Genomic DNA, 11,611 nt, shown 5'->3' with positions numbered 1-11,611 from the left:
GTCGGAGTGACGACGACGGCGGTGGTCGCAGATGCGACCGCCGCCGTCGTCGTGTGTCGCGAGTACGCGAGGCGCGGGTTCAGCCCCGATAGATGGTGGCGGAGCGTCGCTCGTACCAGTGGGCGAGGTGTTCTCCCGCGCTGATGACGTGGGCGCGCATGAGGGTGGCGGCCTTCTTCTCGTCGCCGGCCGCGATCGCCTCGATGATGTGCTCGTGCTCGCTGAAGTTCTCGTCGCGGTGCCGGGGGTTGTCCTGCAGCACGAGGGCTGAGACGTTGCGTGGGAATGACTCGTTCATCTCGGTGAGCATCCGCTCCAGGCGGGAGTTGCCGGATGCCCGGTAGATGAGGGTGTGGAACTGGTCGTTCTCGGCGCCCGTGCTGTCGTCGCCCGTGCTCTCTCCTGCGGCGACGCGCTTGGAGTGCTCGTACATGGCGTCGTTGACGCGGCGCAGCTCGTCGACCATCTCGGGGGTCATTCGCTTGACGCCGCGTTTGGCGGCGAGGGCCTCGAGTTCCGCGCGCACCTCATAGACCTCGCGCACCTCCCAGGGCACGGGCACGCGCACGACGGCGCCGCGGTTGGGCACGACCTCGATGAGGCCGCCCGTCTGGAGTTGGCGCAGGGCCTCACGCACGGGCGTGCGGCTGATGCCGAACTCGGCCGCGAGTTCGGCCTGCCGCAGTGGCGCCCCGATGGGGATCTCCCCGCTCATGATCTTGGAGCGAATGCGGGCCGCGAGGTCGTCGACGAGGGCCGCGCCCGTTGTCGCGCCGCTGACTGCTGTCGTGTTCATTCGGGGTGGAGTCCGTTCTGCCGAGTCGGTCGGGGGTGCATGAGCGTCGGCGACCGGCCGACTTGGTATCCAGTTCTACCCCGGATTGGATGCGACTGCACCTTCGTTGTGGGGGAAGCGACGCATCCTCCGCTCGTGTGCCTCAGGGCTTGTAGACGACGAAGACCTTGCGGAGTCGTTCCGTGACCGTCCAGGTGCCGCACCAGCCGATGGGGAAGTAGGCGGTGTCGCCCGCGCGCACCTCGAGGGGCTCACCGCCATCCTCATGCACCGTCATGGCGCCCGCGATGACGTGGATGATCTCGCCGCGGGTGAGGAACTCCCAGCGCGAGCGGCCCGTCTCCGACTCCCAGATGCCCGAGACGAGACGGCGGTCCTCGGTTGCGAAATCGACGCGGCTGTGCACCGTGACGGGGCCGTCGAGGGGTTCCGCGCTGGGCGGGGCGAGGGGCTTCTCCTCCAGCTCGCTGGCGGGAACGGATGCGGGGCTCGTGATTGTCGTCATGTAACGTATCCTAAACCAAGCCGATTGGATCCACAGTAGTTCGGAGGAAACGGATGGCCGACAACGCGACACTGCGCGAACTGCTCGTGCGCAGCCTGCGTCATGAGAGCGAGGGCGTGGTGTCGCTGCGCCTCGAGCCGCGCGAGGGCACTCTCGAGCACTGGGAGCCCGGAGCGCACATCGACCTCGTCGTCGCCGACGGCTCGACACGCCAGTACTCCCTCTGCGGGTCGCCCTCCGACCCCGACTATCGCATCGCGGTGCTGAGGGAACCCGCGGGGCGCGGGGGCTCCGAGCACCTCCACCGCACGGTCCGGCCGGGCGACATCGTGCAGGTCAAGGGTCCCCGCAACCACTTCGCGCTCGAGGATGCGCCGCTGCACGTGCTCGTTGCAGGAGGCATCGGCATCACCCCGATCCTGCCGATGCTCGCGAAGCTCGAGGCGGACGGCGCTCCCTGGCGGCTCTACTACGCAGGCCGCAGCCGCACCACGATGGCCTTCCTCGACGAGCTCGCCCCCTACGGCGACAAGGTCACGCTCGCCCCCTCCGACGAGGGCACGCGCTTGGCCTTCGCGAGCATGGTGGCGGATGCCCCGGCCGACGCCCTCTGGTATGCCTGCGGTCCCCAGCGGATGCTCGATGGGGTGAGTGAGGCACTCGCGGCGGCCGGTCGGGAGGACATGCTGCGCACGGAGCTCTTCGTGGCCCCCGAGGCAGACGTCGCGGCGCCCGCCGAGGGACTCACGGTCGAGTTGCGCTCCTCGGGCCTCACTCTGCCGGTTCCCCCTGACCGCTCGATCCTCGAGGTGGTGACGGAAGCGGGAATCGACGTCATGAGCGACTGCGAGGAGGGCATCTGCGGCAGCTGCGAGACCAAGGTGCTCGAGGGTGTTCCTGATCACCGCGACTACGTGCTCACCTCCCAGGAGAAGGCACAGAACGACTGCATGATGATCTGCGTCTCCCGGGCGCAGTGCCCCGTGCTCGTGCTCGATCTCTGATGCAGCCCATCATCGAGTCGGCCCTCTGTTGGGGCATGGTCGGCCTCTCCTCGCTCGCGATCGTGCTCGCGGCGCTGCGGGGGAGGCGCGCCTCCCGCTCGATGATGTGGGGCGAGCTCCTCATGCTCGCTGCAATGCTGGACGTCTGCCTCGTGGGCTCCCACGTGGTCCCCCCTCTCGCGTGGACCGTCGCTCTCATCACGGCGGCACTCGCTGCCGCCGTCTTGCAGCGCGTTGGGGGCCGGAGGGCGGCTGCCGGGAGAGCGGTCGTGCGGGGCGACGGGGCGGTCGGCGGCGACCACGGGCATCCGCTCGGCATGATCCTCGCGGCGGGACTGCTCGCCTTCATGGGCGGTGCTGAGGCACCGGCGGCCGGTCATTCGCACGGGCTGGGCGCCGGCGCGGTCGTCGGGATGCTCGTGGCGGGCGCGTTCCTCTATGCGGGGGTCGTCGTCGCCCAGGTGCTGGCGACGCGCGCGAGCGTCGGGGCCGGGGGCCGCGTCGGGGCAGGCGGCGTCGGGGGTACGGCTGCGGGCGAGGGCCTGCTCGCCGACTGGGATGCGCGGACGGACCGGCTGGGTCGCCTCGCGGCCGCGGCGGCGCTCGTCGCGATGGCGGCGATGCCGCTCACCGCGATGGCTTTTCTCTAGGCGCGGATCGCCGCCGTGCCCGGGCGAGGCTCGCAAAGTGGACAAAATAATGCAATGATTGGATCCAATCTCTCGTAAATCGGATGTGATGGAGGCCCCAGTGCTCAAGCGCGAGGACAACGACAAACTCACCCAGTCCGGGCCGGGGACGCCCCTGGGCGGACTCATGAGGGCGTACTGGCAGCCCGTCGCCCTCCTCTCGGAGATGCCGGAGGGCCGGCCCGTCAAGGCCGTGCGGATCATGGGGGAAGACCTCGTGCTCTTCAAGCGCATCAACGGCTGGGGGCTCATCAGCCGCTACTGCGCCCACCGCGGAGTCGACCTCTCCTACGGTCGACTCGAGGACGGCGGTCTCCGCTGCCTCTACCACGGCTGGCTCTACAACAACGAGGGTCGCTGCGTCGAGCAGCCCGCCGAACCGCCGCACAGCCAGTTCCTCGACAAGATCCGCATCTCCAACTACCCCTGCGTCGAGAAGAACGGCATCATCTTCGCCTACATGGGCGCGGGCGACCCGCCGCCGTTCCCCGACTACGACTGCTTCACAGCACCGGATGAATACACCTTCGCCTTCAAGGGCCTGTGGGAGTGCAACTGGCTGCAGGGCCTCGAAGGCGGCATCGACCCGAGTCACGTCTCCTTCCTGCACCGCTTCATCGACGAGGACCCGCGCGACGTCTACGGCCAGCAGTTCAGTGAGGAGGTCGAGGGCACCGGCACGAAACTCTCGAAGCTCGTCGGCGACCACTACCGCCCCGACATCGAGGTCGAGAGCGCCGAGCACGGGCTCCGCGTCTTCGCGATCCGACAGCTCACCGAGGAGCTCAAGCACGTCCGCGTCACGAACCTCATGTTCCCCAACGCCTTCGTCGTGCCCTTCGGCAACAACAAGGTGTTCACGCAGTGGCACGTGCCGATCGACGACGAGAACCACTACTGGTACATGATCTTCTACGACTTCTCCGAGAAGACCGACAAGGAGACCCTCCTCCAGCAGCGCCTCGAGGGCGTCTCCCTGCCCGACTACCGCCCGCTGCGCAACCGCTCCAACAACTGGGGCTTCGACGCGGAGGAGCAGAAGTCGCTCACCTACACGGGAATGGGCCTCGACATCAACGTCCACGACCAGTGGGCGGTCGAGAGCATGGGAGCCGTGCAGGACCGCACGGTCGAGCGGCTCGGCATCTCCGACCGCGCGGTGACCGCGAACCGGCGGCTGCTGCTCAAGTCGATCGACGCCTTCGAGGCGGGCGGCGCGCTGCCGTCGCATCCGGTCAGCGAGGAGGAGGCCGCAACCTACGTCGGCCCCTACGCCGTCGACACCGTGTCGCCCACGGAGGGGTGGCAGGAGGTCTGGCTGCAGAAGGAGGCGGAGCGACGCGCCCAGTCGCCGTGGGCCGGCGCCGCGAGCGAGGAAGTCGCGGTCGATGCGTAACGTCGACGAGCGGCGCGTCGCGGAAGGCGGCGGCGGCGCGAGCGCTCGCCCTCTCCTCGCGAAGGACCGCGGGGGCTTCATCGAACAGCACGAGCTGTGGAGCGAAGCGCAGTATGCGGCGGCGGGGCAGATGCGCCGCGTCATGGACGAGGTCGGCATCGAGATGGTGCAGTTCGTCTTCGCCGACCAGCACGGCATCCTGCGGGGCAAGACGCTGACCCGCACGGCCGTGCCGGCCGCGATGCGCTCGGGACTGCGCGCCCCCTCGACCCTGCTGCTCAAGGACACCTCCGGCCGCAGCGTCTTCCCCGTCTTCGACACGGGGGCGCTCGGCGAGCTCGCGCGCTTCAGCGGCGCGGGAGACATCGTGCTCGTGCCCGACCCGCAGACCTTCCGTGTGCTGCCGTGGGCGAAGAAGACGGGGCTCGTGCTCTGCGACCTGCGCTTCCCCGACGGTGCCGTCGTGCCGTTCTGCACGCGCAGCCTCCTGCGGCGACGGCTCGCGGCGCTCGCCGACACGCGCGACCTGGGCCTCACGGTGGGGGCCGAGCTCGAGTTCCACGTCTTCACGGCCGAGGAGACCGGCTTCTCGAGCGACCGTGTGGGCGCTCCCGGCGCTCCCGGGGAGGCGCCGCGGGTGGGCGCGACGACCTCGGGCTCGCAGCTCCTCCACGCGGAGGGCATGGGATCCCTCGACGAACTCGTGAGCGAGCTCTACAGCGGTCTCACGCTCATGGACCTGCCGCTCCGCACGATCGAGCTCGAGTTCGGCCCCAGCCAGCTCGAGATCACGCTCGAGGCGGGGGACGCCGCAACGGTCGCCGACGAGGTCATCCTCGCGCGCATGGCGGTGCGGCAGATCGCCCGCAAAATGGGCTACCACGCGACCTTCATGTCCCGTCCGCTCGGCGCCGATACTGCGTCGACGGGCTGGCACCTGCACCAGTCGCTGCGCAACCTCGTGACGGGCGCTAACGTCTTCTCAGCTCCCGACGACAGCGCACCGCTCTCCGACACCGGCCGTTACTACCTCGGCGGGCTCCTGGCACACGCCAAGGCGGCCGCGGCATTCAGCACACCGACCGTCAACGGCTACAAGCGCTACCAGCCGTTCTCGCTCGCGCCCGACCGCATCCTCTGGGGTGTCGACAACAAGGGAGCCATGGTGCGCGCGGTCGGGGGAGCGGGCGACCCTGCCACCCGTCTGGAGAACCGCTCGGGCGAGCCCGCGGCCAACCCCTACCTCTACATCCTGTCGCAACTGGTCAGCGGCATGGACGGCCTGGATCGCGCCGTCGAGCCGGGCGAGCCGACCGAGAACCCCTACGCGGATGATGCCGATCGGCTGCCCAAGTCGCTCGGTGCGGCAATCGATGCCCTTGAGGCGGATGAGGCGTTCCGCGCGGCGCTCGGCGACGAGGTCGTCGAGTGGTTCGCGACGATCAAGCGAGCGGAGTACGACCGCTACCTGTCGCAGGTGAGCGACTGGGAGCAGCGCGAGTATTTCGCCCTGCTGTGAACGGACAGCCTCGCCGCTGACCGACGAACGATCGAAAGGCGCCCATGCCCATCCACACCGTGCTTGGTCCCATCGAGCCGCACGAGCTCGGCCCCACCTCGATGCACGAGCACCTGCTCAGCGACCTCTCTATCTGGAGCAAGCCGCCCGTCGAGCCGCGGCCCGAGGGGGTCGAGATGGGCCCGGAGCTGCGCAGCTACCTCGCGTGGAACGCTCTGTCGCTGCCCGAGAACCTCATTCTGGATGACGCGGATGTCGCGGCGGAGGAGCTCGCGACGGTCGCTCAGGCGGGCGGCTCGGCCGTCGTGGAGCTGACCCTCGAGGGCATGGGCGCGCGCGTCGCCGAGTTGCGCGAGATCTCGCGTCGCTCCGGTGTTCATGTCGTGATCGGGGCGGGCTTCTACGTGGAGGACACGCATCCCGATCGCATCGCGGGGCTCGGCATCGACGAGCTCACGCAGGTGCTGCTCGATCAGCTGCGGGGCGGTCGCGAGGGAGTCATCCCCGCCCTGCTGGGGGAGATCGGCACGAGCTGGCCCATCACGGATGCCGAGTGGCGGCTCGTTCGCGCCGCAGGCCGGGCGGGGGCAGAGACTGGCGCGGCCGTCTACATGCACCAGTCGTTCCGCGGGCCAGGCGGTATCGACGTGCTCGCGGCGCTGCTGGATGAGGGCATGCCCGCCGATCGTGTCATCATCGGCCACCTCGACGAGTACTTCGACAAGGGCTATCACCGCGAGATCGCGCAGGCGGGGGCGATCCTCGGCTATGACACCTTCGGCACCGACTTCTACTACGGCTCGACCGAGCTGCGCTGCCCCACGGATGCCGAGCGCCTCGACATGGTCGATTGGCTGATCGGGGAGGGCTTCGCCGAGCAGCTCATCATCGCGGCCGACGTGTGGAGCCAGGGGAACCTGCGCCGCAACGGCGGCAACGGCTACGACCACCTCTTCCGCCGCATCGGGCCCGCCATCACGAGACTCGCAGGCGACGACGGCGCCCTCATCGACACGATCATCGTGCACAACCCGAGGCGCCTGCTCGACCGCCCCTGACTCGTCCCAAGCACTGAACCCTCTCAAGCACTGAACCCTCTCAAGCCCCGAACCCTCTCAAGCACTGAACCCTTTCAAGCCCCGGACCCTCTCAAGCCCCGAACCCCAAAGGAACACCGCTCATGAACGATCCCCTCAAGGTCACCGGAAACGCCGTGCTCATCGTCGTCGACATCCAGGGTGGCGGGGGCGACCCCGCCGTCGCCGACCCCGGCATCCCGCTCATGGGCGGCAGGGAGGCGCGCGCGCCCAAGGTCAAGAACCTCATCGCCCGGTGCCGGGAGGCGGGGGTGCCGGTCGTGTTCATCCAGGAGGTGCACAAGCCGAGCCTCGTCGACATCGGCCGGGAGCTCGACGGCGCCGAGGGACCGCACTGCATTGAGGGTGAGGATGGCACGGAACTCGCCTCCTGGATCGACCCGCAGCCGGAGGAGTTCGTCATCCGCAAGCGCCGCTACTCCGCCTTCTTCGGCACCGAGCTCGAGATCGTGCTCAAGGCGTACAAGGCCGAGACGGTGCTCCTGGTGGGCGGGCTCACGGATGTCTGCATCCACTACACGGCGGTCGACGCCCACCAGCACGACTACGTCGTGCGCGTGCTGACGGACTGCGTGGGCGGCTCGAGCGAGGCAGCCCACGACGCCGCGCTCGAGGCCATCCGCTACCTGCAGCGGGATGCGCTCGTGACCTCCGACGCCGTGCTCGAGTGGCTCGACGACGCCGCCGCCTGAATCTCCTCTACGCCCGAACCGACACGACAAGGTAGCCCATGACCAGCATCCCCGACGCCGAATGGCTCGCACCCAACAAGACCCTGCACGGCACCCGCCACGCCGTCTCCTCCGGCCACTACCTCGCGTCATCCGCCGCCTTCGCGATCCTTGAAGCCGGCGGCAATGCGGTGGATGCGGGATGCTGCGCGGGCATGGCCCTCGCGGTGCTGCACGCCGACGAGGTCAACTTCGCCGGGGTCGCGCCCATCATGATCCGCATGGCGGACGGCGAGACGATCAGCATCGACGGCCTCGGGGTGTGGCCCCGTCGCATCCCCGCCGACCTCTTCATGCGGGAGCACGGCGGCGAGATGCCGACGGGCCTGCTGCGCACGGTCGTGCCCGCGGCGCCCGACGCGTGGATCAGCGCCCTGCGTGAATACGGCACCATGACGTTCACGCAGGTCGCGCAGGCCGCCCACGACCTCGCGCACGACGGCTTCGCCGCCTTCCCGCTGCTCGTCGACGGCATCACGAAGCGCCAGGCCGGCTACCGCCGGTGGCCCGCGAACGAGGCCATCTACCTGCCGGAGGGGCGCCCTCCCCGGGTGGGCGAGCGCTTCGTGCAGAAGGACCTTGCGGCGACCATCAAGCGGATGATGGATGCCGAGGCCGCGGCGGGCGGAGACCGCGTCGCGGGGCTCGAAGCGGCCCGCGCCGAGTTCTACGAGGGCGAGACCGCCGACATGATGGTGAAGTACCACGAGGAGAACGGCGGCTACCTGGGGCGTGACGACCTCGCCGAGTTCCGCTGCCGCTTCGAGCCCGTCGTGGCGACGCCCTGGCGCGACTTCACGCTCTACACCTGCGACGCCTGGTGCCAGGGGCCCGTGCTCGCGGAAGCGCTCCTCATCCTCGAGGAGAAGGGCATCGCGGGCCTCGAGCACAACAGTGCCGAATACGCCCATCTCATGATCGAGACGCTCAAGGGCGTCTTCGCCGACCGGGAGCATCACTTCGGTGACCCGGCCTTCGTCGACGTGCAACTCGACCGCATCCTCTCGGCCGAGCACATCGCCCAGCGCGCGGCGGCGATCGACCTGGAGCACGCGCATCCGGGCCTGCCGCCCGCGCTCTTCGGGGAGTCGCAGGAGTTGCCCGAGGCCATGAACGTCGAGGAGATCCGGCACATCGGCGAGGGCGGCACGAGCTACGTCTGCGCCGTGGACCGCTGGGGCAACGCCTTCTCCGCAACCCCGAGCGACGGCGCCTCGACCTCGCCCGTCATCCCCGGCACGGGCTTCGTTCCCTCCCTGCGCGGCCTGCAGTCGCGCCCCGACCCGCGGCACCCCGCGGGCGTCGGTCCCGGTCGTCGCCCTCGCCTGACGCCGAACCCGGCCATCGCGATCCGCGACGACGGCTCGGTGCTGCCCTTCGGATGCCCCGGAGGCGACATGCAGGTGCAGGCGATGCTGCAGGTGTTCCTCAACGCCTTCCACTTCGGCATGGAGCTGCAGGAGGCGGTCAACGCGCCGCGCTTCTCGACCTGGAGCTTCCCCAACTCCTTCGCCCCCTTCGACTACCTCGCCTCCCACGTGTTCCTCGAGGACCGCTTCGAGGAGGGCGTCTTCACGGAGCTCGAGCGCCTCGGGCACGACGTGCGCCGCTGGCCGCAGTACACGCGCGATGCGGCCGCCGTCGAGGCGATCTACCGCAACGCCCGCTCGGGCTTCCTCGAGTCGGCGGCAGACCCGCGCCAGCCCGCCGCGGCGGTGGTGTTCTGATGCGCGAAGCCACGGGGCGCTGGGGCGGAGTGTTGAAGCGCGAGATCGTCGAGAGCGGGGCTCCCGTCGTGATCGTCGCACCGACCGTGACGATGGACCCCGAGCATCCGCGGGCCGAGGCCTTCGCGATGCACGCCGGGCGCCTGCTCGCCGTGGGCGAGCTCGACGCCGTGCGGGCGGCCGTTCCGCAGGGAACCCGCGAGGTGACGCTCGACGGGGTCGTGCTGCCCGGGCTCATCGATGCCCACATGCACATGCAGCGCGGCGGGCTCAAGGCGCTCGACCAGTTCCCCGAGGGAACCGATGTCGACTCCTATATGGAGCGGATGCTGCAGACACCCCACGACCCCGAGTGGCGTGATGGCGAGCCGACCATGGAGGATCGCGTCGAGGGTCTGCGCCGCGTGCAGCCGCTCCTGCACGCCCTCGGCTTCACGGGGGTCATCGACCCGGCCGTGACGATCGACGAGATGCGCGGCTACCAGGAGACGAAGCGGCGCGGCGCACTCACGATGCGCACGGTCGCGATGCCGTACCCCGAGATCGGCACGCCCGAGGTTCCGACGGTCGACGAGGCCATCACATACCTCACGGGCATCGGCGCCTCGACGGGCTTCGGCGACGACGTGCTGCGGATCGGACCCATCAAGGTCTACTACGACGGCGAAGGCATGAAGGGTGAGGCGCTGCTCGAGCGCCCGTGGCGCGACGGTGACGACTTCACGGGCGTCCAGCGCGTGCCGACGGAGGATTTCCAGCGCCTCGTGGACTTCTGCGCCGACAACGGCTGGGGGGTCGGGGTGCACGCCGTCGGGGGCAAGGCGGTGGCCGAAGCATCCGCCGCCTTCGCCCGGGCCGCCGAGCGCGCGTCGATTGACGACCTGCGCTTCCAGCTCATCCACGCCTACCTCGAACCGTCGGAGGAGAGCATCCGCACGGCTACCGCCGCGGGCGTGATCGCCTCGCTACAGCCCTCCATCGCGTGGAACAACCTCGAGGGGCTCATCGGTCGCCTCGGCGATCGGGCGCTCGGGCTCAACCCCGTGCGCTCCTGGATCGACGCGGGCGCGCGGGTCGCGTTCGGTTCCGACGGGCCGTTCTTCCCCTTCGACCCGCGGCTCATCGTCTGGCATTCCATGACCCGTCTGGCGCGCGGCGTCGACGCGCCCGCCTCGCCCGAGCAGGCGATCAGCCTCCAGGAGGCGCTCGCCGCCTACACGGTCGACGCGGCGTGGGCCAGCATGGCGGAGGACCGCCGGGGGATGCTGCGGGCCGGCATGCTCGCCGACTTCACCGTCATCGACGTCGACCCCGCCACGTGCACGGCCGAGGACTTCCGTGACGCCACGGTGCTGCGCACCGTCGTTGGAGGCGAGACCGTCTTCCAGGCACCCGGGGCCTGACTGCGCCTGGCTGCGCCTGACAGGGCAGCAACGGCGGGCGACGGATGATCGTCGCCCGCCGTTCGCGCAGAGTGCCGGCGTCAGGAGTGGAGCGGCAGCAGCACGGTCGGAGCGGGCGCGGCCTCGCGGCCCTCGAAGGGGACCGGCTGGCAGACGAGCATGTAGTCGCCCGGCTCGACCTCCGCGAGGTTCGCATTCTCGAGGATGATGACGCCCGCGCCGCACAGGATCACGTGTGTCGGCCACTCCTCCGTGTTGGCGGGGGCCTCGATCGTCATGTAGTCGTTGGCGGCGAAGAGCACGCCGTTGTCGACGAGGTACTGCGCCGCCTCGGGGCCGAGGCCCACCCAGGTCGGCGACTTCTCGTTGCGGGTGAGGGCATCCGTCGAGTTGCGGGTCTTGAAGAGCACGCGCGTGGCGCCCTCGATGCCCGCCGACACGAGATCGTCGACGCTGATCTCCTCCTCGACGTGGCGCAGGTCGAGCACGCGCGCCGGGCCGACGACGTTCTCGAACGGGATCTTGTCGACCGTCGTTCCGCCCGGCACGAAGTGGGAGGGCGCATCGACGTGGGTGCCGGTGTGGGCGCCGATGAGCCAGCGCGAGACGTCGGAGGGGTAGCCGTCCTTGATCTGCTCCACCATTTCGTAGGTGGGGCGGCGGCCCCAGTGGAGCATCTCGGGGCTCACGGGGATGTTGATGTCGTGCGCGGTCATGCGGTTCCTCTCCTGGTGGGGCCGTGAT

General features: G+C 69.6%; 11 protein-coding genes. 8 read left to right on the top strand and 3 right to left on the bottom strand.

Annotation, left to right across the window (positions count from 1 at the left end):
• Positions 1–79: 79 nt before the first annotated feature.
• Entirely contained in the window at positions 80–796 is a 717-nt protein-coding gene (locus OH146_RS04705; RefSeq protein WP_265157862.1) for a GntR family transcriptional regulator, read from the bottom strand.
• A gap of 142 nt (positions 797–938) precedes the next feature.
• Complete coding sequence (locus OH146_RS04700; RefSeq protein WP_265157860.1) at positions 939–1,301, bottom strand: cupin domain-containing protein; 363 nt, start codon at positions 1,299–1,301, stop codon at positions 939–941.
• Positions 1,302–1,354: 53 nt separating this feature from the next.
• Here OH146_RS04700 and OH146_RS04695 point away from each other — a divergent pair, with 53 nt between their 5' ends.
• The 8 genes from OH146_RS04695 (at position 1,355) to OH146_RS04660 (ending at position 10,867) form a co-directional block, all read left to right on the top strand.
• A complete protein-coding gene (locus OH146_RS04695) occupies positions 1,355–2,305 on the top strand; it encodes a PDR/VanB family oxidoreductase (protein ID WP_265157858.1) in 951 nt (316 codons plus the stop codon).
• Entirely contained in the window at positions 2,305–2,955 is a 651-nt protein-coding gene (locus tag OH146_RS04690; RefSeq protein WP_265157856.1) for a hypothetical protein, read from the top strand. Before OH146_RS04695 ends, OH146_RS04690 begins: the two co-directional genes overlap by 1 nt.
• Positions 2,956–3,055: 100 nt before the next feature.
• Positions 3,056–4,390, top strand: coding sequence for an aromatic ring-hydroxylating dioxygenase subunit alpha (locus OH146_RS04685; protein WP_265157854.1), 1,335 nt, complete (start codon positions 3,056–3,058; stop codon positions 4,388–4,390).
• Positions 4,383–5,909, top strand: coding sequence for a glutamine synthetase family protein (locus tag OH146_RS04680; protein ID WP_265157852.1), 1,527 nt, complete (start codon positions 4,383–4,385; stop codon positions 5,907–5,909). Before OH146_RS04685 ends, OH146_RS04680 begins: the two co-directional genes overlap by 8 nt.
• 44 nt (positions 5,910–5,953) lie before the next feature.
• Positions 5,954–6,967 carry a phosphotriesterase family protein gene (locus OH146_RS04675; RefSeq protein ID WP_265157850.1) on the top strand — a complete coding sequence of 338 codons (1,014 nt, stop codon included), beginning with the start codon at positions 5,954–5,956 and terminating at the stop codon, positions 6,965–6,967.
• Between the two features lie 122 nt (positions 6,968–7,089).
• Positions 7,090–7,698: a cysteine hydrolase family protein gene (locus tag OH146_RS04670; protein WP_265157849.1), complete on the top strand. Its 609-nt coding sequence runs from the start codon at positions 7,090–7,092 to the stop codon at positions 7,696–7,698.
• Positions 7,699–7,736: 38 nt separating this feature from the next.
• Entirely contained in the window at positions 7,737–9,464 is a 1,728-nt protein-coding gene (locus tag OH146_RS04665) for a gamma-glutamyltransferase family protein (protein WP_265157847.1), read from the top strand.
• Positions 9,464–10,867 carry an amidohydrolase gene (locus OH146_RS04660; protein WP_265157845.1) on the top strand — a complete coding sequence of 468 codons (1,404 nt, stop codon included), beginning with the start codon at positions 9,464–9,466 and terminating at the stop codon, positions 10,865–10,867. The genes OH146_RS04665 and OH146_RS04660 overlap by 1 nt, the downstream gene beginning before the upstream one ends.
• 80 nt (positions 10,868–10,947) lie before the next feature.
• On the opposite strand, the gene OH146_RS04655 is transcribed toward OH146_RS04660, so the two are convergent.
• A complete protein-coding gene (locus OH146_RS04655; RefSeq protein ID WP_265157843.1) occupies positions 10,948–11,583 on the bottom strand; it encodes a cyclase family protein in 636 nt (211 codons plus the stop codon).
• Positions 11,584–11,611: the final 28 nt, after the last annotated feature.

Origin of the sequence: Homoserinimonas sedimenticola, assembly GCF_026094475.1 — a bacterium.
Classification (GTDB): Bacteria; Actinomycetota; Actinomycetes; order Actinomycetales; family Microbacteriaceae; genus Homoserinimonas; species Homoserinimonas sedimenticola.
The sequence above is the reverse complement of the archived record's forward strand: the minus strand, read 5'-3'. Positions and strand labels throughout refer to the sequence as shown.